Source organism: Paenibacillus sp. PCH8, assembly GCF_002968835.1.
In the GTDB taxonomy this organism is placed as follows: domain Bacteria; phylum Bacillota; class Bacilli; order Paenibacillales; family Paenibacillaceae; genus Paenibacillus.
Window position 1 is genome coordinate 396,363 of the sequence record NZ_PKQK01000002.1, and the last position, 20,432, is coordinate 416,794.

The 20,432-nt window shown below is 46.9% G+C and carries 18 protein-coding genes and 1 pseudogene; 1 reads left to right on the forward strand and 18 read right to left on the reverse strand.

Annotated elements, in window-relative coordinates; translation table 11 throughout:
• From C0Q44_RS14375 to C0Q44_RS14400, 7 genes are all read right to left on the reverse strand, one after another.
• The gene (locus tag C0Q44_RS14375; RefSeq protein WP_105407997.1) at positions 1-621 is read right to left on the reverse strand and encodes a YIP1 family protein; all 621 of its coding nucleotides are present in this window, start codon (positions 619-621) and stop codon (positions 1-3) included.
• Positions 618-2,069, reverse strand: coding sequence for an NHL repeat-containing protein (locus C0Q44_RS14380; protein WP_105407998.1), 1,452 nt, complete (start codon positions 2,067-2,069; stop codon positions 618-620). The genes C0Q44_RS14375 and C0Q44_RS14380 overlap by 4 nt, the downstream gene beginning before the upstream one ends.
• A 10-nt stretch (positions 2,070-2,079) precedes the next feature.
• Positions 2,080-2,943 (reverse strand): carbohydrate ABC transporter permease, encoded by an 864-nt coding sequence (locus C0Q44_RS14385; protein WP_105407999.1) that lies wholly within the window; start codon positions 2,941-2,943, stop codon positions 2,080-2,082.
• A gap of 2 nt (positions 2,944-2,945) precedes the next feature.
• Entirely contained in the window at positions 2,946-3,857 is a 912-nt protein-coding gene (locus C0Q44_RS14390; RefSeq protein ID WP_047842211.1) for a carbohydrate ABC transporter permease, read from the reverse strand.
• A 75-nt stretch (positions 3,858-3,932) separates the two neighbouring features.
• Positions 3,933-5,096 carry an ABC transporter substrate-binding protein gene (locus C0Q44_RS30970; protein WP_258166320.1) on the reverse strand — a complete coding sequence of 388 codons (1,164 nt, stop codon included), beginning with the start codon at positions 5,094-5,096 and terminating at the stop codon, positions 3,933-3,935.
• Between the two features lie 65 nt (positions 5,097-5,161).
• Entirely contained in the window at positions 5,162-6,859 is a 1,698-nt protein-coding gene (locus C0Q44_RS30975) for a carbohydrate-binding protein (RefSeq protein WP_258166321.1), read from the reverse strand.
• 172 nt (positions 6,860-7,031) lie between these two features.
• Positions 7,032-8,402 carry an ABC transporter substrate-binding protein gene (locus C0Q44_RS14400; RefSeq protein WP_258166322.1) on the reverse strand — a complete coding sequence of 457 codons (1,371 nt, stop codon included), beginning with the start codon at positions 8,400-8,402 and terminating at the stop codon, positions 7,032-7,034.
• Between the two features lie 538 nt (positions 8,403-8,940).
• Between C0Q44_RS14400 and C0Q44_RS14405 the strand changes: the two genes are divergently transcribed.
• The gene (locus tag C0Q44_RS14405) at positions 8,941-9,978 is read left to right on the forward strand and encodes a LacI family DNA-binding transcriptional regulator (RefSeq protein ID WP_105408000.1); all 1,038 of its coding nucleotides are present in this window, start codon (positions 8,941-8,943) and stop codon (positions 9,976-9,978) included.
• Between the two features lie 165 nt (positions 9,979-10,143).
• Here C0Q44_RS14405 and C0Q44_RS14410 read toward each other — a convergent pair whose 3' ends face one another.
• The 11 genes and pseudogenes from C0Q44_RS14410 to C0Q44_RS14460 form a co-directional block, all read right to left on the reverse strand.
• Positions 10,144-11,322 carry a DUF4272 domain-containing protein gene (locus tag C0Q44_RS14410; RefSeq protein ID WP_105408001.1) on the reverse strand — a complete coding sequence of 393 codons (1,179 nt, stop codon included), beginning with the start codon at positions 11,320-11,322 and terminating at the stop codon, positions 10,144-10,146.
• A gap of 21 nt (positions 11,323-11,343) precedes the next feature.
• Positions 11,344-12,563: pseudogene (locus tag C0Q44_RS14415) on the reverse strand (RtcB family protein).
• A 243-nt stretch (positions 12,564-12,806) separates the two neighbouring features.
• Positions 12,807-13,241, reverse strand: a complete 435-nt coding sequence (locus tag C0Q44_RS14420) for a GNAT family N-acetyltransferase (protein ID WP_105408002.1) — start codon at positions 13,239-13,241, stop codon at positions 12,807-12,809.
• A gap of 58 nt (positions 13,242-13,299) precedes the next feature.
• Positions 13,300-13,518, reverse strand: a complete 219-nt coding sequence (locus C0Q44_RS31495; protein WP_308737419.1) for a GNAT family N-acetyltransferase — start codon at positions 13,516-13,518, stop codon at positions 13,300-13,302.
• Between the two features lie 222 nt (positions 13,519-13,740).
• The gene (pgsA, locus tag C0Q44_RS14430; RefSeq protein WP_105408003.1) at positions 13,741-14,208 is read right to left on the reverse strand and encodes a CDP-diacylglycerol--glycerol-3-phosphate 3-phosphatidyltransferase; all 468 of its coding nucleotides are present in this window, start codon (positions 14,206-14,208) and stop codon (positions 13,741-13,743) included.
• Entirely contained in the window at positions 14,208-14,753 is a 546-nt protein-coding gene (locus C0Q44_RS14435; RefSeq protein WP_105408004.1) for a ClbS/DfsB family four-helix bundle protein, read from the reverse strand. The genes pgsA and C0Q44_RS14435 overlap by 1 nt, the downstream gene beginning before the upstream one ends.
• A gap of 199 nt (positions 14,754-14,952) precedes the next feature.
• Positions 14,953-16,878: an FtsX-like permease family protein gene (locus C0Q44_RS14440; protein WP_105408005.1), complete on the reverse strand. Its 1,926-nt coding sequence runs from the start codon at positions 16,876-16,878 to the stop codon at positions 14,953-14,955.
• Positions 16,875-17,630, reverse strand: a complete 756-nt coding sequence (locus C0Q44_RS14445; protein ID WP_105408006.1) for an ABC transporter ATP-binding protein — start codon at positions 17,628-17,630, stop codon at positions 16,875-16,877. Before C0Q44_RS14445 ends, C0Q44_RS14440 begins: the two co-directional genes overlap by 4 nt.
• A 116-nt stretch (positions 17,631-17,746) precedes the next feature.
• Positions 17,747-18,751: a sensor histidine kinase gene (locus tag C0Q44_RS14450; RefSeq protein WP_105408007.1), complete on the reverse strand. Its 1,005-nt coding sequence runs from the start codon at positions 18,749-18,751 to the stop codon at positions 17,747-17,749.
• Positions 18,748-19,437, reverse strand: a complete 690-nt coding sequence (locus tag C0Q44_RS14455; RefSeq protein WP_105408008.1) for a response regulator transcription factor — start codon at positions 19,435-19,437, stop codon at positions 18,748-18,750. Before C0Q44_RS14455 ends, C0Q44_RS14450 begins: the two co-directional genes overlap by 4 nt.
• A gap of 195 nt (positions 19,438-19,632) precedes the next feature.
• A complete protein-coding gene (locus tag C0Q44_RS14460) occupies positions 19,633-20,415 on the reverse strand; it encodes an SDR family NAD(P)-dependent oxidoreductase (RefSeq protein ID WP_105408009.1) in 783 nt (260 codons plus the stop codon).
• Positions 20,416-20,432: the final 17 nt, after the last annotated feature.

A 20,432-nucleotide genomic window follows, 5' to 3' on the forward strand; every position in this document is an offset into this window, starting at 1 on the left:
TTAGGTCCGAAAAATCAACTCGCGGTAAATGTTATAACCGAATTCGTACAGCTGTTGCAGCATGCTAAAGACCAGTGCGCCAAGGAATACGATAATGCCCATTACAATGAGCGTCAGCACCATCGTAATGATTGTTCTAATCACCGTGTACTGGTGTACCGTCATCATGCCAATGAACAGAAGCAGTACAAACCAGAAGAACGCTATACTATTGAACAGATAATAAAAAGCAGTCTCCTCCTGCACCATAAATCGGCTGATCACGATCATCGGGGCATAGATCAGAATAATCGGAATGAGCGAGTAACCTGTCGCCAGCACGATTTCCCTGAACTTGCCTTCTCCTTCCATCAAGGTCGTTACCGCCCAATTGGCCGTGCACCATAGGATGAACGGTACCGCGACCGTCACGATCTCCCCGATGCTATTGATTGTGCGAGGATCGATGTAATTAACGAGAAATCCTGCGTACTGCTTTTGCAAAATCATCATGACAATAGTAAGCGCCAATGCTGCAAAAGCAACAAGCAACCGACCCCGGTTATCCGACTTGAGATCCCAGAATGCATCAATGGGGTGAAAAATGAGATGCAGTGGAAACTTAATGTAGTCCTGCTTCATGATTCAATCTGCCTCCTACGTCTCCATTTAACCGCTACCCGGGTCAGGATCAGAATGAATATCAGCGCAATCGCAGTGGTCAGGAACGTGCCGAAGTGCTCCTTCATCATCTCTCGCCGATGCCTCTTGAACGCGACAGAATAACTCTTGCGGTCCATGCCAAGTTCGAAGTAACCCAGCGCTTCCTCGTTTTTCTTTTCCATTAATAAGGACTTGCCTATGCCGATATAGGCGATGTCATAGTTGGCATTCAGCTTGAGTACTTCTCGCCATATATTCACTGCCTCCGTGTCCTCGCCCCGATAGTGGAGTTCCACCGCTTCATTCACACGGGTACCAAAACGGGTTGGTTCATAGACGACAAGGTTGTTCTTGCCCCGATCTAGAACCAGCGTATGATTCCCAGATTGTTCAATCGCGACAGGCGTTTTGAGCGTACCTACCTGATTTCCTTTGCCACCGTATATGTAGAGCAGATGACCTTCATCGTCGTACGTAAACACCCGGTTCTGTGTCGCATCCAGTACACTGTACATGCCGTTGCCTAGCACTTTCACATCGATCAGTTTGGAGGGACCCGGATTGTTGCGGAACCGGATATCGCCTTTGACGTCGTAATAACCAAACCGTTTCAGTACATCTTCACCAGACGGGTTAAGCCGCTTGATCGGTTCATTCGAGCCGGGGTCAATATTCGTCGCATACACGAATCCTTTGTGGTCGATATCCGCATTGGAGAACTCCGTAGGGACAAACAGGACCATCTGTGCACGCTGGGCTTTGGTAGATAACAATCGCCAGATATATTCGCCGTAGTCCCGCTCTACTTTGTTCGTACCGACATATCCGATAAATTTCCCACTCTCGTCAAACTGCATAATCCCTTCGTAGACTCCCTGTGCCACAACATACACTCGGCCTACATGGTCCACCGTCAGTTTTAAAGGCTGGAACTGGAATTGGGTCGATAGGATATCCGACTCGGGCTTTGTCATGGTTTGTATCAGCGTCCCCTCTCCATCCAGGACAACCACACGACCGTTGCCTGTATCGGCGACGTATATGCGCTCTTGTTCATCTACAAACAATCCACCTGGAAGGTTGAAGGTCTCCTTGCTGCCATCCATCATGAATCCATCGATGACGCGCAGCAGCTTAAAGCCTGGGTCCAATACGATAACTCGGCTGTTGCCGCTATCCAAAATGTAGATCAACCCGGAGGGAGAAACATTCACATCACCGGGGTCTTTGAACTCACTAATGCCGAGATCACGGCCTGATATCGTACGCTCGGGCAGATAGGCATCTGGTGAAGGAACAGCCTCTTTCCAGTAGTTGTAGTTATAACTCTCATACGGCGCCGGGGAGGCCGCCGCAGGCACGGCATTCACCAGCAGCAGAGATACTGCTGCCAGGAGAACAAGCCATCTTTTCACTGTGCGTGCCATATCGTTCCCCTTAATCCTTCATGCCCGAGCTCGCCATCGTCTCAATGATTCGGCTCTGAGAGAAAATAAATAGCGTGATCGGCACACTCATCAAAATCAGTGCTACCGCAGCACCCGCTCCTGCCCGGGATATTCCGCCCTGAATAATCTGACCTGCTGCATAATGCAGGGTCTTGAGCTGCTCGCTGTAGATGTATCCATTGCCATCACTGCCCCATAACATCTGGAACAGCAGGATGATTAATGTGAGCCACGCGGGCTTCACATTAGGCATAACAATGGACCAAAAGATCCGGTATTCACTGGCACCATCCATCTTGGCTGCTTCCAGCAGTGCATCCGGGATCTGCTCCATGAACTGTTTCATCAGATACAACCCGAGTGAATAGGCAAATGCCGGAATGATAACAGCCCAGTACGTATCGATCCATCCGAGCCATGACATGATCATATAGTTCGGAATTGCCGTTACCGCAGGTGTGAACATCAGTGACAGTACGACCACTTGGAACATGAATACTTTGCCTGGAAACTTGTGTTTGGCAAGCGGGTAAGCCGCTGCGGAAGCCAGCAGCACATGGCCTACAATTCCGATGCCTGTGATAAATACCGTGTTGAATATATAACGTGAGAACGGTACCCACGAGTCACTCAGCAGATTCAGCAGATCTGTAAAGTTGCTGAACGTGGGATTTTTGACAAACAGCGTTGGTGGAAAGGTAAAAATTTCATCCAATGGTTTGAATGCGTTGTTGATCGCATAGATCAACGGCAGCACCATGAAGGCACCAAATACGAGCAGAAGGGCAAACAGGGAGAGGCTTCCCGATAGCGAACGATTCACGCGTTTTTTGCCTGTCGCAATTGCAGCCATAGCTATTCTCCCACCCTTCGAAGCAGTTTCTGTACCAGCAAGTTGGTGCCCACCATAATCATGAACAGTACAGTGGCAATTGCTGATGCATATCCCATCTCAAACCGCGTAGTACCAAAGTCGATCAAATGGGTCACCACCGTCTCTGCTGCATAGTTCACGCTTGGGAACCCGGCTAGTGCGATCGACACATCGGCCACGGCAAACGAGGTTGTGAGCTGAATGACTGCGCCGAACATGAGCTGTGGACGCATCGAAGGCAAGGTAATATACCATAGCTCCTGCCAGCGATTTTTGATCCCATCCACGGCTCCCGCTTCGTACAATGTCCGGTCCACCGTCTGCAAACCAGCGATAAACGCCAGAAATCCGGTTCCGAGACTCAGCCATAGCTGCACGAGAATGAGAATAGGCATAATGTAGGCTTCCGTCTTCAGCCATTGGATCGGCTCCAACAGAAAACCCCATTTGATCAACAGCCCATTGGCAATACCATAACGATCTCCCGAGAAGATCATCAGCCAGATAAAATACACATTGCCCGAAATGGAGGGCGCGTAGAAGATCAGCGTCATGAACGCTCTCCATTTCGGTGTTAACTCATTAATGATCCACGCGAAGACAAAACAGGCAATATAACTGATCGGTCCGGTAATGATGGCAAACAGCAGCGTATTCTTGATCGCAATCAGGAATACATCATCCTCCAGAAACAGGCGAGTATAGTTCTGCCAGCCAATAAAACGCGGGAATTCCAGCATGTTAAAGTAGGTGAAGCTGAGTATGATCGAGATGACAACCGGAATCACGGTAAACATGAGGAACAGGAGCATATAAGGTGCAAGCAGAACATAGGAATGTTTGCTGGCCTTCATTTCCTGGAGCTTCCAGCTCCACCACGATTTCATGCCCATCCTTGACGCTTTCTCAGGAGGACTGTTTTGTCCGTCTCGGAGTGATATTTGTGGCACGATTAACCCTCCCTCTGCTTACGGAAGACCAAATTCATTACGTTTGACTCGAATCTCGTCCTGAATATATTGGGTATAATCCATGATGGATTCCCTGGCTTCCACTTGGCCAACAACGGTTTTGTAAAATGCATTGAACAGATGGCGACCTGTAAAATAACCACCCGGTACTTCGGGAATACCCTTCACGGTTTCGAATTGGGCTTTGAGATTGGCATAGTCCTCCGCAGGCCATGGCAGGGAATCCAGCGCCTTGATATTGGCCGTTGGATAGCGGGCAGCCGCACCCATCAGTCCTTCCATCTCCCGTCCGAATTCTGCCTGAATCGGCGTACTGGTCCACCACTTCATGAACTCCCACGCCGCGTTCTGGTCCTTCGCACTCTCCAGCATCATGACCGCGCTTCCTCCACCCGGAACATCCCGATTCAAGGTACCATCTGCCTGAACCGTTCCTGGCACTGGAACGAATCCCCATAGTCCGCGAATCTCCGGTGCAAATACAGACAACTGGTTGTACATGGTGTAATCCGTTAGTCCGATAGGCATCTGTCCTGTCCGGAAACGGTTGGCAAAATCATATTCCCGCTCCAACTTGTAATCGGTATAGAACTCCGTCCACCGCTTGAACGTCTCGATTCCGATCCGTGAATCCAGATCCGATTCCTTGTCATCGTTCCTATAGAAGGCGCCTCCGTTCTGAAGCAGCATCGTGGCATACTGCGAGTTGGGCGGTATATTGACACCCTGCATGTTCGCCTGGGTCACAATCGGCATGCCGAACTCCATATGATTCTTGCTCAGAATCGCGAGCAGAGCCTCAACATCCTCCCAGTTCTGAGGCACTTCAAGCCCCAGTTCTTCGAGCACGTCTTTGCGGTAAAACAGCATGTTAAAGGTCTGTGTTTCCGGCAGGGCATATACACCTGAATCATAGGCATACGGTACAATTGCACTTTCCCTGAACTCCTGTTCTACCGTGCGATAGTCGCTGAATTGCGTCAGATCTACAGCCGAGTTCCGCATCGCAAAATTCACGGGCAGATCATTACCGATCTGCATGGCAACATCGGGTCCTTCACCGGACAAAGTCGCTGGCAGCAAGGTTCCCATGTTGACCAGCTTCAGATTCACGTTAATGCCACTGTCTGGTGTAAAGGTCTTGTCAATCATCGCCTTCATCGTATTCGCCTGGTCTCGTCCGCTACCAATCCAGACGGTTACCGTCCGCTGATCTTCCGATGTGGCTACATTGCCGATCTGGTTATAGTCAATGAAGAACGAATGATAGAATATCTTGGCTTCATGACCGAGCTTCGCCAGGGCCCCATGCCTTCCCCTGTAATACTGCGGTCGATGGACGCAACATATAGGGCATCAATTTCGAGCGGTTGCTCTCGTGCCTGCTGCACCCATGTTCCAAGGCCACCTGTGTTCGTTTTGTAAGCCGCAAGCCGTCTTGGTATGGTATCTGGCTTGTCGATCATCTCGTCCAGTTGCAGCGCCATCGTCTTAATCAATGCTTCCTGATCGCTGGACTGTCCTGATAGAAGACGAAGCTGTGCAGCCACGTCCTTGAGTCGTTTACTCTCTCCGTCGAACACTTCCAGCAGGTTCGGGATCTGCTTCTCCACCCGATAATCCCGGAATTCATCAGGCTTCGTGCCTGTGATCATCAGAATGCGTCGGTACATGGAGTTCAAGTTGTACAGACTGTCCTCCACATTGCGGATAAGCGGTGCAAAGTCACCGAGGCTGTTCTCCAGCCGTAGCACATGTTTTCCTTTTTCCAAGTGAAATCTGTATGCTTCCTTGCCGCCCATAACATCAATGCGATAATCACTTTGATAACGGAAAGGTGCTTGGGCCATCTCTGCAAACGGAACTTCACCATCAATGGTGAGCTTGCGTGTGGAATAGATGCCTTTAACGAAATTCTGCTGTGCGGTAAATCCGATATGATACAGTCCGCTCTCCGGTACATCCACTTCCCATTCAATCCATTGTCCTGGCAACCGCCAGTTAAAGCCGCCAATTGTATTAATACGTACCTGGGAAGCGCTGTAAGGAGATACAGCAGAACTTGATCTTTCGCTCGTCGGGTATAACGTAGGTGAAGATTTGGCTATTGCAGCTTCTCCTTCTATGCGAATAAGGACATCCTTCGGCTGCCCGGAGGAATCCGACTGTTGTGCCCCCGCTGTCTCCGCGTAAGGGACCGCTGTCTTCTCATTGAAAAGGCGAATGGACCGAATCACCATGGGTTCACGCGATGATTTCAGCGTTAGCGTGTGTTCTCCTTTTTCCAGGTAAAACTTAAATGGAGCCTGTTCGTACCCGTCGGAATCCTGAAACGTTTCTTCCATCCAGCGTGGTTGCTCCACTTGTCTCGGACGAAGGTCATTGCCTTGATTATCCTGCTCAACGACATCTTTCTCATTGGCCCACACCCGGTCAAACTGCAAATAGGCGGCTTCCGCAAAAGGAAGTTCACCATCGATGTACAATGCACGCTCAATGGCTGAACTCTTGCCTTCTACGGGAAAATAGGTTGCGGAGAGGTTGTACAGCCCAGTCTCTGGCACGTCTATTGTCCAATCGATTTCCCCGGTCTCACCGGTATGGAGAGATACACCATCCATTCCCTCATAGTCATTCAGGATGTGAACGTCCTCACCTTCGGCCCTTATGTAATCTGCTGCTTCAATGGTGATGTCCACACTCGGCTGTGAAGTCTGGTCCGTTCGAGACAGATACTGTTCGTATCCCTTTTTCTGCCGGGTCTGCTGCAAGATTGCATCCACCTCAATGGCAGGTAGAACGCCGGGCGGAACATCTGCACTCTTCATACCAGCGCCAGAAGTTAAATATAGAATGATACAAGCTGCCACCACGATGATTACTGTGGACAATATCCATTTCTTGCGTTGTAGAATTCCAGCCATCCTACGAGTCCTCCTCATCAAGGCTGATGCCAGCAATGTCGATTTGGTGGTTCAGGAAAAAGGGCTTCGTGCTACACTCCGGACACGAGCCCCCCTGCCTGAATCGTTTGCTGGTGCAATCCATTTCATAACTCATGAAGGTATTATGAAATGGATTCGGTGATATGTGTTGTTATTGTTTGCCGAGTTTATCAATGGCAGCTTGTGCCTGTGCTTTATACTTCTCGGCTGTTGCCGTCACGGAAGCATTGTTTTTGATGATGTCATTCACATAATCCCCGATTGGATAACCTGTGTAGGCATCATCCAGCAGGATGCGGCCCGTTCCTGCGATGTGCTCCCGAATGATGGCAATATCCTTCTCGTCAGCATAAAGACTTTCCAGATAATCCTGTCCCGGATACTCCTCGATCTGCGGAATATCGAAAGTCTCTTCATAGATCTGGTAGACGATCTGTGGATCTTCCACACCCTTTGGAATGAACTTCGCCGATGCCGCATTGTTTGCATACGTCACCTCTTCACTTCCCTGAGGCCCGTTCGGAATTGGTACGACACCAACGGAAAAAGTAAGATCACCCAATTGCCATTCAGCAGCGGTGAACAGAGCTACGTCTCCATCCTTAAATGTATTGCTTTCCTCCCAGTTGGTTTTGTCGCCGGTTTTGACCTTCACGACATTCTCCACGTTATACAGGCGTTTGACGAATTCAGCTGCTTCAATCGTTTTCGGATCAGACAATCCTTCTTTGCTATTTTCGTCATCTACGATCGTGCCCCCATTGGCTGCCGTAAAATGACGAAGTACATCAATGGCCCAGCCGGAGAATCCATATACGTCAATCTTGCCGTCATTATCCGTATCCTTGGTGGCCTGTTTGGCAAGTTCCATGAATTTGTCCCAATCCCATTCGCCCTTGTTGTACAGTTCCTGAGGATCAGGCAACGACATTTTTTTGAACAAGTCACGGTTATAGTGAAGTCCAAGACCGATGCTGGTTGGAGATTCAAAAGCGTAGTTGTTGCCTGCAATAGCAGGAAATTTAGTGATCAGATTGGCCTCTTGATTGATATTATTCTCAGGTGTAGTGAACTCGGAGAGGGTTAGTAACTGCCCTTTGAGGACAGCTGGAAGTGCGGACTTGTATTCCATCTGAACGATGTCAGCAAACGGTTCGCCAGCCAGCGCAGACGTTGTGAATTTGTTCATGTACTCTTCGAAAGGTACGTTGACGAATTCAATGGTCACGTTGTATTTCTTCTCGACCTCTGCAATTTTATCGAGTCTGGCCTTGTCGGAGGCCGTCTCTCCCGCCGGTTTCAGATCCCACCAGGCTTCAACCTTAATGACACGTCCACCCAGATCAGGTACATCTGCCACAGCTTCTTCCGCTCCGCCCTCTTTATCTGTCTCAGCGACTTCGGTGCTGTTGCCTGAGTTCGTTGTCCCCTCTGCCTCAGTCCCCGTCTGAGTTGTCCCCCACCACTGCAAGCGGATACAATAAGAATCACTGCCAATAACATCAGAGGTAGAACATTCCATCTTCTAATCATGATTTTAACAACCTCCCCGAATGTGTATACCTGTCATGGCCCACCGCAATACACTCACTCCAATTCCCAAACCAACCGGAAATGAACAACCACCACCATTTGTTATTTTCTTGTTTGTTTTTAACAAACAAAATTTAACACAGCAAAATGTAAGCGTCAACATTTTTATTGTTAACATTTTCTATTTATTCTGCTAAAATGCTGAATATTCTCTTTAATTCCTGTATAACAGCTTATTCTTCTGTTCACCCTATAAGTACATATATCCTCGAAAATCATGTCACACTCCGAATTTTGTTATTTTTAATAAATAACAAAATAATAATTAAACAGACAATTTTCGTCATTCTTTCTGTGGATGCGTTCACTTTCACGTTGAATATCCATCATACAATGTGCTAAGTCTCTACCATTTCGAATTCTCTGTCTGTTATTAGATTAAGAGAAATACATCATGCTATACTAGATATCAGTTGGATCGCTCCGAATAAGGATTACGGCAGAACTACGAGTGTAAGGATGGTATGATGAAGACGAAGGTAACAATTCAGGAAATTGCACATTTTACGGGTTTGTCGAAATTTGCGGTATCACGGGCACTATCTGGAAAATCAGGAGTTAGCGATCAGACACGGGATGTCATCCTCAAGGCCGCTGGCAAACTTGGATATTTCAAAGATAACAGCATGTTGTCTGGTGAACTGTATAGCAGCAATGAGTCTCAGGACCCGAAGAGCATACGCTCCAGCGGGACGATATTGATTTTGTTTCCCAATGTTCGGTATCAGAATCAAGATTCTGTCTACTGGGGGCCCGTCTTTAACGGGATCTCGTCCAAGCTGAACCAAAAAGGCATTAATATCCTAACCTTAACGGAACCATCAGCGGACCAGTTGTTCACCCTGCTAAATCCGGATGCCATTCGAGGTATCATTACGGTGGGTTCCATCTCGACACCCATTCTGCTTGAAATCAAACGTCTGGGTATTCCGGTCGTCATGGTGGATCATCTGGACTCTGTTTTCCACAGTGATAGTATATTCACCGATAACTTCGCATCCATGCGTGAAATCATGCTCTTCTTACTCCGCAAAGGGTATACAACATTCCAGTTTGTCGGGAATATCAGTGACGCACAAAGTTTCTACGAAAGATGGATCGCATATACTTCTGTATTGATCGGTCATGGAATGGAATTGAAGCAGATCCCTGAACTGAGCAATCAGGCGTTGGATGAGTTCCGTCAGACATTCACATCAGTGATGAATAAGGATAATTTGCCTGAAGTTTTTGTGTGTGCGAATGATTTCTATGCGCTCTACACGATTGAAGCTCTGGAGAGCATGGGCATCCGTGTACCTGATCAGTGCGTTGTCACCGGATTTGATAATCTATACGACAACATTCCCATGTTAGCCACAGTCAATGTGAACAAGGAACTGTTGGGTTCACGTGCAGTGGATCAGATGTTATGGCGGATCGCAAATCCCGAGAGCAGTGTCGAGAAAAAGCTGATTCTTGCAGACGTGATTATTCGTGAACAGTTCGGCAGGCATAGCGGGTAATAACAGAGTACATGGTGGTGCATATATGTGTAATACATATTGGATCACATCCGGGATGCCACTCGTGGCTACACATGAGTTCACACGGAAATACCCCCACATCAGCCTTTGGCTGACTTGGGGGTATCTGTGTTTATTTGAAGATATGATGGTTAACGCTTATTTCTACGTATCTGTGCGTACATCGTCCCAATCCTGATCGAGATAACAGATCAGCCAGTTCAATGCACGATGCCGTTCATAGGCCACTCCGCCATTCAAACCAGCGGGAGGCATTCTGTCATTCACCCGACTATCCACACACACCCAGTTGTAACGATAGATCAAGTCCGCTTCATCCAGAATCTCGCTCGTGCTGCGCAGAGATGCACCGGATAGAAAATCGGCAAAGCTGTCCTTTTGCTGTAAATAACCTACAGCCTGTCCTACGTTACATAGCTCTGTTGGCGAACCAAGCTCCTTCACGTAACCAAGTGCCCACAGCATAACATGGTAAGCTTCATAACCCCACGAGAAGGAAATCACCTCTTGCTGGTCTGCTCCATGCTGCTCGATAAACCTCTTCTCTCTGGGAGAAAAGAAAGCAGACGCCTCATACTTCTCAATCACTTCCTGAACGAGTGCCGCTGTATCTTCTGCACTTTCACCGGCTCCCAGGCATTCGCCCTTTAGGGCAGCAATACACAGGGCCACCGCGCGCCGCGCGATCTCATCTTCCTTGCGCATCGTAGTGTCTTCATCTCCCGCTCTGGCAGGCAAATGCACATTGAACGGGACTCCTTGTTCAGTCAGCTTCTGCTCCGAACGATCTTTACGTTGAAAGGCTGATTCCGACTGAGTTCTGGTTCCGTCAAGAAAACTGGTGTGCGCTGTCACGGCGTAGTCCTCCACTTCGGATTCTCCGTTAACATCAAGGAGTAGCTGACCTTGGGCATTCAGCAGAGAGCCACCTCCCCAGAATATCACGGCATCCAGCGAATCGGCCAAACGCAACAATTCTTGGAAGAACTCTTCCGAAATATCCTCTTCTGTCTCAATCCCAATCACCATGTTTAGTGTGGAGCACTTAATCAGCACTTTTTCTTGCAACGACGGATTACGCCCTTCAATCTGACTCACAAACCCCAACATACCCTGAATCATTTTTCCGAACTCTTCGGGATGCGTCTGACTTGTCATCATATTGAAGCCTTTCGTTGTCTTGTTAAACCATTTCTTCTGCGTCACCTGGATATGCGTCTTGTCATCCTGACGCTCAATCTGACCTTGCGGATAAATGGATTGAAGCACTGCAAACAACTGATCCAGGTCAAACTGAGAGCTATATATCGCACAATTTCTCATGATGTTCACCCTCTTTTCTGACTAATCCTTATAAGGATCGAATTCATTACCTCCGGCCATGGCAACACCGACGGGGCGCAGCACATGGTTGATTTTCAATGTGTTCGCATGAGCATCCAGCACATCCTGAAGCTTTTTGTACACAAACGGACTCTCGTCCGTGCCCGCTCCCCGCAGCTCCACGCCGTAGGCTCGAATGGCCGCTTGCATCTGGGCCTCGGTAATCTCGCCGCCCATACGTGTACGCAGCTTGTAGTTCATTTTGCCAGCCGCCTGGGTTCGGCTCATCATACGCCCTGCCCCATGCACGGTGCTGCGGAACGACTCGGTATTTTCCTCACTATGGATGCCCTCCACGATCACCGAGATATCTCCCATACTGCCACCTACAAAACCAAGTTGACCAGGTGCCAAAGGTGTAGCCCCTTTACGGACAACCACTACCTCTTCACCCATATGCTGTTCTTTCCAGGCAAAGTTATGATGATTATGAACGGCATACTCTGCACTTGCACCGAGAATTCCAAGCACCTGTTCAATGACATAGTCACGTCCTGCATAGGCATACCGGCCGGCCAAAGTCATTGCGTCCCAATACATATCACCCATTTCGCCATTCAGCTCAAACAAGGTAGGTGGCTGATCCATCGATTCGCCCGGTGCTTTGCCGCTGAACTTACGTCCGGCTGCCAGATTCAGGAACCCGCTTGCTACCTTATGACCGAAGCCACGACTGCCAAAATGATTCGCAATCCACACCTTACCCGTTGCCTCTTCTACAAAGATATCCACAAAATGATTGCCACTGCCTACGGTTCCGAGTTGGTTCCGCGCGAGTGTCTTCAACTTGTGCTGTAATCCAGGTTCGATTGTATCAAATAACTTCCAGCTAGCATCGTTAAACAGTTCATGATCCACAGGTGTCGGGTTGTTACGCCCCACGCCGAAGGATATAGTCGAGTTGATGTTATCCATAATGGCTGCAATCTGATCCCGGATATCGCTCCACCTCAGGTTGGTTCGTACAGCCTTGTTGCCACAGGCAATATCGTATCCGACACCTGACGGACTGATCATGTTCCGGTAGGCGACCACGCCGCCAATCGGCTGTGAGTAACCTTTGTGATGGTCGGCCATCAGAGCCACACCCAGAACGTCTCCATATTTCGAACAAGTTACCGCCTGACTCACTGCATTCTCCAGCGGCTCCCCCAGACTTTGATGTTATCGACGATACGCATATTCGTTTAACCTCCTATGTACTTTTTTTATTTTCATATACCTTTTTCGTGCATCTGCTCTTTAATCGTGTATTTCTATCCATTGCTCTCTTTATTTTAACAAAGATTAGCTACGCTTGAAACGCTCTACTCCTTCAGGTTCCAGTTACTATTCAATAAAAAAAAGAGAGCCAGGCTCCCTTTTTCACACTCGGTTCTTATTCACTTCTTGGTAATCTTGAAACGTTTCCTATACTCTGTTCCTTAGAAATGCTTCCGGTAACCCTGAACCTTCTCATCCTTGAACCCTAGCTTCTCATAAAAAATATGGGCTTCCTTACGCTGATCGCCAGACACCAGAATCATGTAACCACATCCGAGATCCCTCGCAATTCGCTCAATCTGAAGCATTAACTTCTGACCGATGCCCTGCCTGCGCACCCGATCCGAGACAATTACATTCTCCACAACCATAAATGGCTTGCATTCACCCGCAAGATCCATACATTTGATCCCCATCACGGACCCGGCTAGTTTGTCATTGTAAAATGCCCCGAGCACATGGTAATGACCATTCTGCTGTATGTAACGAAACATCTTCAGCATCTGCTGTTCATTCGTTGGCGCGCCCATTAATTCATTGTACAGTTTGCTTAAAGCCGGCAAATCTTGTTGTTCAATGGCCTTGATCGTAATCATAATCTGTCCTCCTGACGACGTAATCCCGTGTTATATTTCTATATTTCTTTACCCTCTCTTAGATGAAATCCTTCTTGAAATAACAGTGGCTATGCCCTGTTGGTGCATTCTCGATGGTTGTAATCAATTGATATCCGTGCTTCTTGTAGAATTCCGGTGCTTGGTAAGAGAAGGTGTTCAACATGACAAAATCACATGCCTTCTCACGCGCAAGACGTTCGACCTCGTGAAGCAATTGAGAACCATACCCCGATGGCGCTGATCGGAGTCCACCCAAAGGATATCAAGCTCTACCCAGTTCCAGCAGAGCGTACTAAGCACGCCCGCAACAATTTCTCCAGCTTCATTTTTAATATTAAAATTCAATTCTTCGTACCGATTCCTTAATTCCTCGCTCACATGGGCCGCATTATATTTGACTAATTGCTGACGAACATACGCCGAATCTTCTGAAGTACTTGGAGTAATATTCTCTTTAAACATCTCCTATTCACTCCTTCTATCTCAGTAATTTATAATTTACAATAATGTAATTCATCCCCGATAAGAGAGTGACGCCCGCTGCAACCCATAGTAATATCATGTCCACTCTAATATCAGTCAGCAAACTAAACGAAACATAGTTCAACAAAATTGCAATGATGGCTGCCACCTGTAACACCATTTTGATCTTGCCATATCGATCGGCTGCAAGAGCAATACCCTGCTCTGTGGCTACCATTCGTAATGCTGTAATGACAATTTCACGTCCAATAATGATTACAGCAATCCATGAACTGATCATATTCTCTTGGACCATCATGATCAGTGCGACCGCAATCAACAGTTTATCCGCCAATGGATCAAGAAGCTTTCCCAGATTCGTGATTTGATTATATTTTCTCGCCACATATCCATCCCATTTATCCATACCTGCCGCTACTGCAAAAATGATTCTAGCCAACGTGATTTGATTTGCCAAATTCATTAGATTTCTCCATTCCTCACATCCATGGCTGTTAACTGACCTTTTTTCCATTTACGTATTCGGGTCCGAAAAGATTTAAACGGAGCTACAGAATTAATCTGGATCCACTTCACCATAGCCCACCCGGGCTTCGTTCCCGTCCACTGCCTCATCCCTTGTACAAATAATTCCTCTTCACTCAGTGAGTCAATCCAGTTCTGCCATTGTTGTTCTGTCTCCTGAAACAAAGAACGCAGCTCCTCCAGCGTATAGCCTGAATACTTTTCGTAAAATGATTCATTTAATGGCCCCAATTGATTCCATTTATATCCTGGTGCCGGCATATGACACTCAAGTCCCATCTGTTCATTTCGCTCCCAGTCCATCACCAGGTTCATCCATCCCAACTGGTAGGCAAGCATCTGGGCAGGCGTCTTATCCACACCCTCAACCCGCTTATCTTTGTTGCTGTTATGGATGTCATTGAATTCACCCTCGAACAACACATAAGTGCGTCGAATCATCTCACTTAGCTCTTTCTTCGATGCATAAAGAACTCCAGACATGCTACTTCGCTCCCCTCATCTCACCGTGATACATGAATCAGACTCCTCCTTGACTCTATCATCATTTCGACCCAGTTCCATGATCATCCTTTTTTTCCATGTGGCATTATACTTAGAAAAAGAAAAATGGCAGCCTGTATTCATACAGCTGCCCATTAATTAACCTATTTTGCTATATCAGCATACTCCTGACCCAATTCTACAAGGCTTCCTTAATCACTCGCTTATAGTACAACACAGACAACAGACCAAAGATCGAATATAACAATGTATAGACCATCATGACAATAACCATAGGTCTCGCCAGCTCCGTACCAAAGAAAAACCAACCTGATTTCACGGCAAAATAACTATGACTCAGTCCCACTACAAGCGGAATACCAAAGTTGAACAATTGCTTGATCTGAATGCCACGCAAGAGATTGCCTTGTGTAAATCCGAGCTTTCGCAGAATGGTATAATTGCTCTTCTCCTCTTCACTCTCATTCATTTGCTTAAAGTACAAGATGCATCCCGAAGTGATCAAGAACGTCAAACCAAGAAAACCAACAATGAACATAATCAGACCCATATTGGACCGTTGGTTATTTCTGAATTCGATCTGCGAGAAACTGGGAGCCTTCAATTGCAGATCCGCAAAAATCGCATACGCATTCTCGTCTTGACCCGGATCTGTAATTTGCACACCGTAATAATCAGTCGCTTCCCCCACCTGAATGTTCGGATCCAGATCCTGGGCAAGCTTCGCATAAACCGATTCATCCACAACTGCTACAGGCGTACCTTTGGTGTAATATACGGGAAGGACTCCCTGTTTGGTGGTTCCAATCAATTGCTGATCAATCGTTTTCTTCAACCCGTGCAGAACAATGGGACCCTCATCCCGAATGGAGAAGAATTGCTGAATTACATTGCCGTATCCCATAAAAATAACTTCGCCTGGTTTCAGATCGATGTTATCTACCATCCTGTCACTTACTACACTGCTGAACAACAGCTCCTCCGTTGTGGAGTCATTCATCACCTTATGTGCATCAATCTCAATATACAGAGGTTGTCTGTGCTTCTCTTCATATGCAATCTGTTTGTTATCCAACTCTGCTACAAAGCGATTTTTCACATTCGCCTGAGCAAAAGAGAAATCCTCCGGCAAGCTTTCCTTAGCCTGAGCCTCTGCTGAATAATATGAAATGTAACTGAGTGACAGCATGCCAATAGCAAGCGCTGACACGGTTGTAATAATCGTGAGCAGCAGTGCATTGGACTTCATGCGGAACATGATTGAAGATAATGACAGCACCTCATGAATGGTAAGATAGCCGTTTTTGCTTTTGCGAATCAGATTAAAAACAAAACTTACCGACCCCTTATAGAACAGGTATGTCCCCAGTATGACCGAGAACAGAATCAAAATCATGGTGTACATTAACTGCCGCATATCCAATTTCTCGACGCTGAATAGCCGTGCAGACAGTATGTAACCGAACACGATCAGAGCAATACCTAGGATGCCTATCAGAATCTGTCCCGCAGACATCTTCTTCACCCGCTGCTCCGCAGTGGCCGACACCCGAAAGAGCGACAGGATGCTCTGTGCTCGGATAAAGGTGTAATTCATCAACATGATGAGCAAGTACATGCCAGCAAAGACAATTACCGTTTGCATCAGTGCCATCGGAGAGAAATACAGTTTCGTAATCGCATCAACACCAATAATCTTGAACAAAATCATCAATATCAGCTTGGAACCGAGAAACCCGATCAGAACACCGATCACCATGGAACCAAAATAGAGAATGAAATTTTCCGCACTCAAGATGCCAAATATTCTCCCCTTCGTCAGTCCGATCAGCTGAAACAAACCAATCTCCTTACTGCGTCGCTTAATAAAGATCGTATTGGCGTAGAGTAGAAAAATGCCCACAATCACAACTAATAATACGGATGAGGCGCCAATCGCCGCCGCTCCTTTGGTTGATTCGGCAACCTCATCCATCGCAGGATCATACTGTAAAGTCACAAATGAAAAATAGAGCGCCACGCTAAAGATCAGGGCGAAGACATAAAGATAATAATTTTTCAGGTTTTTCCTCAAATTGCGAAAAATAATGTAATTCAGACTCATGGTTGCACCCCACCCAACACACCCTGAGTTTTGATAATATCGTTGAAGAAGGATTGCCGGGACTCGTCTCCTTTATTTAACTGGCTGTAAATCTGACCATCACGGATGAAAATCACTCTACTGCAATAACTCGCAGCAAACGGATCATGGGTAACCATAATAATCGTGGCCTGATGTTTGCTGTTCATATCACTTAATTTGCCAAGCAGGTCCGAAGCAGACTTGGAATCCAACGCTCCTGTTGGCTCATCCGCAAAAATGATACTCGGCTCGTGGACAAAGGCTCGTGCTGCCGAAGTCCGCTGTTTCTGACCCCCTGAAATCTCAGATGGATACTTGTCTTTCAATTCGTAGATCCCCAGTTCACGGGCAATCTGTTCAAACTTCCGGTGTGCCTCCTGCTTCGGAATGCCCGTGATCGAGAGCGGCAATAAGACATTTTCCTTCACCGTAAGGGTATCCAGCAGATTGTATTCCTGAAAAATAAAGCCCAGATGATGCTTGCGAAATTCAGCCAACTGTTTCTCCTTCATTCCGGTAAATTCCTTGCCCTCAATATCAATCGTGCCCTGGCTCACCCGATCGATGGAGGAAAGTACATTAAGCAGCGTCGTTTTGCCTGAACCCGAAGGCCCCATAATACCGACAAACTCTCCCTTGCTTACCCCGAGATCAATCCCTTTCAGCACTTCCTGTTTATTCAACTTATTACCATAGACTTTATGAATTTTTTTGGCTTCCAGTATCCACATATCCCACTCACTCCTCTTTGATCTTCTGCAAATTGCTCATGTCTATATCATAGTCGGGATGTGCAGTGTTATCGTGCGATTCACCGAACAAAACCAAAAAGCATGTGACATTGTTGTCACACGCCTGCAAGATGCACCATGTCGTTTTTTCGCGGAAAAGTAAGTGTAACGGTTGTTCCCTCGCCAGGAGAAGATTCTACATGAATGCTCATATGAAGCGTTTGGCCCACCTGACGAACCAAATACAGACCCATCCCGGTAGCCGCGCCATCCATTCTGCCTCGGGTGGATGTAAATCCTTTATCAAATATACGCGGCAGGTCTTGAGCCTCAATCCCTCGCCCGTGATCCTGAATCATCAATACAATATGTCCATCCTGTTCCCGAGTTTCAATAAGAATATCCGATGAGTTACTATACTTCACCGCATTGCTCAGCAACTGCCGGATAATAAATCCTAACCATTTGCTATCTGTCAGCACGCGAGTAACCGTGAGCGAGACATCAAATCCAATGCCTTTGGAAATGCACCACGGTCTCAGGGCTCGAATCTCGCCCTTCAGCACCGGTTCAAGTTCCGTCTCTTCGATGAACAAGTCATTATGCATAAATGGAATCCGCTTCTGATGAAGCTGCTGATCCAGCAACTGATGGATTCGTAGCCATTCATATGTCATTTGGCTCTGTAACTTGTCGTCTGGCAAACGCTCGATCATGAGTTGCAGCGCAGTCAGGGGTGTCTTCACCTCATGAATCCAGGACAACATCTCGTCCTTCTCCTGCTCCAAGGCGATAAAATGACGTGATGATTCCTTACGATACCGCTGCGTCTGGGAGATAATGGCCTCGTGTACGATCAGTTCATACGGACTCTCGGCGATGTCCAGATCCATCGGATCGTATGTATGATCCCAGGTGTTCAACTTTTGATAGAAACGGGTCTCTTTCGGGTATCTCGCCCAGATAAAAATAATACATACCACTACATTCAGTACTACAATATACGCCACAGATTGGAATGGAATGGACGAGTCTATGTAGGCCACAAATAAGATAATAAGCTGTATGCTTACCAGCAGCCATAACCAACCAGCTTTTTCTCGTATGTACTTGCCGATCATGCTTCCGCCTCTTCCGTCGCGATGTAGCCCTGACCTACTTTGGTTTCAATGTAACCCTCCAGTCCAATGGGTTCAAGTTTCTTGCGTAACCGATTAACGTTAACCGTCAGCGTATTATCACTTACGAAATGCTCATGATCCCACAAGCTCCGGATGAGTTCCTCACGGGTAACAATCTGATTTTTGTGCTCAATCAGCACTTTAAGAATGAACATCTCATTTTTGGTTAACAGGACAGATTCATCCCCGCAAGTCAGTGTATTTTTCATATATTCAATAGCAGCACCACGCCAGGTTCGTAGTTCAATCCGCTCTGTATTATAGTTGTACACCCTCCGCAGAGTCGCCTGAATCTTGGCAATCAATACATCAAAGTGAAAAGGCTTCTGGATAAAATCGTCTGCACCCAAATGCATAGACATGACCATATCCGCAGGATGATCCCGTGAGGACAAAAAGATAATCGGCACATTGGAGTGTGAACGAATAATCCGGCACCAATGAAACCCGTCATATTGGGGTAACTGAATATCAATAATGACCAATTGCGGCTCAATCACGCTGTACTCCTGCAATACCTTGCCAAAGTCCTGCACACCATACACGTCATACGACCACTGGGACAGGCGTTCCTTAATTTCACTGAACAACGATTCATCGTCTTCAATGAGCATAATTTTAAACAAGAGACTTCACCACGTTTCTGATCTTCTATGGTTGACTAAGGTAAAGGTAATTAGACTCCGTTACTGCCGGGTCGTCACCGTTACAAATTACGAATCGTCGTTCCGATTGCTGTTATCAGTGTACAGGGAAGTTAGGCTTATATCAAAAGGTATCCATGCTTCGTAAAGTAAACGAGCCAAAATACGTATATCATATTAGCTCTCAATAGTCTGCATAACATTGCTTGCGTCACTATGTTCATCGATCCGCTCGACCAACTGCTGTGCCACATCTCGTGGCGATCTTAATTGGCCTGCTTCATACACCTGGCTGAATAGCCCAGACAGAGCAAATTCCTCTGCACCTTTGCCTCGTGCAACAGCCTGTAACTCCGTATCGACCATACCCGGATCAAAAGCAATAATCTCAACAGGGTTCTGTTGGCCCGTTTGTTCCAAAGATACGCATTGGGTGAACATGTTCAAACCTGCCTTGGATGTACAGTACACTGCCATTGAAGGCGCGGGATAACTTCCCGAACCCGATGAGAGATTAACAATTTTACGTCTGGCGGACAGGTGATTTGTTTGTTGAATAAAAGATGAACTCAATAGCATTGGCGCTGCAAGACTGATGTTAAGACTCTGACTTATCTCTGCAGCACTGCATTGATCTATAGGTTTTAGAGGCTCTAGCATCGCTGCGTTATTAATAAGTCCAATGAAATCGGCTTCCTGAGACGGTATTTGGTCCAATATGCGTGTAATCAAATCATCGATCTCGGTCAGGTCGGCTAGATCGTACTGAACATGGCGGTAACGCCCGCTCCATTCCTCGCCTGATTCCAACAGATCCGAACCCCCGCGTGAAATACCGTAAACGTAATCCCCCTTAGCCAATAATAACTCTGCAAGTTGTAAACCGATCCCTTTGGATGTGCCTGTAATGATAAAGTGTCTTCTTCCTGTTTCTGTTTCTGTTTCTGTTTCTGTTCCCATTCCGATACCACGCCTCC

Bases quoted from the DNA above. Each gene is read 5' to 3' on its own strand.
- C0Q44_RS14375 (WP_105407997.1), bottom strand. From the start codon at position 621: ATGAAGCAGGACTACATTAAGTTTCCACTGCATCTCATTTTTCACCCC.
- C0Q44_RS14380 (WP_105407998.1), bottom strand. From the start codon at position 2,069: ATGGCACGCACAGTGAAAAGATGGCTTGTTCTCCTGGCAGCAGTATCT.
- C0Q44_RS14385 (WP_105407999.1), bottom strand. From the start codon at position 2,943: ATGGCTGCAATTGCGACAGGCAAAAAACGCGTGAATCGTTCGCTATCG.
- C0Q44_RS14390 (WP_047842211.1), bottom strand. From the start codon at position 3,857: ATGGGCATGAAATCGTGGTGGAGCTGGAAGCTCCAGGAAATGAAGGCC.
- C0Q44_RS30970 (WP_258166320.1), bottom strand. From the start codon at position 5,096: ATGAAGGCGATGATTGACAAGACCTTTACACCAGACAGTGGCATTAAC.
- C0Q44_RS30975 (WP_258166321.1), bottom strand. From the start codon at position 6,859: ATGGCTGGAATTCTACAACGCAAGAAATGGATATTGTCCACAGTAATC.
- C0Q44_RS14400 (WP_258166322.1), bottom strand. From the start codon at position 8,402: ATGGAATGTTCTACCTCTGATGTTATTGGCAGTGATTCTTATTGTATC.
- C0Q44_RS14405 (WP_105408000.1), top strand. From the start codon at position 8,941: ATGAAGACGAAGGTAACAATTCAGGAAATTGCACATTTTACGGGTTTG.
- C0Q44_RS14410 (WP_105408001.1), bottom strand. From the start codon at position 11,322: ATGAGAAATTGTGCGATATATAGCTCTCAGTTTGACCTGGATCAGTTG.
- C0Q44_RS14420 (WP_105408002.1), bottom strand. From the start codon at position 13,241: ATGATTACGATCAAGGCCATTGAACAACAAGATTTGCCGGCTTTAAGC.
- pgsA (WP_105408003.1), bottom strand. From the start codon at position 14,208: ATGAATTTGGCAAATCAAATCACGTTGGCTAGAATCATTTTTGCAGTA.
- C0Q44_RS14435 (WP_105408004.1), bottom strand. From the start codon at position 14,753: ATGTCTGGAGTTCTTTATGCATCGAAGAAAGAGCTAAGTGAGATGATT.
- C0Q44_RS14440 (WP_105408005.1), bottom strand. From the start codon at position 16,878: ATGAGTCTGAATTACATTATTTTTCGCAATTTGAGGAAAAACCTGAAA.
- C0Q44_RS14445 (WP_105408006.1), bottom strand. From the start codon at position 17,630: ATGTGGATACTGGAAGCCAAAAAAATTCATAAAGTCTATGGTAATAAG.
- C0Q44_RS14450 (WP_105408007.1), bottom strand. From the start codon at position 18,751: ATGATCGGCAAGTACATACGAGAAAAAGCTGGTTGGTTATGGCTGCTG.
- C0Q44_RS14460 (WP_105408009.1), bottom strand. From the start codon at position 20,415: ATGGGAACAGAAACAGAAACAGAAACAGAAACAGGAAGAAGACACTTT.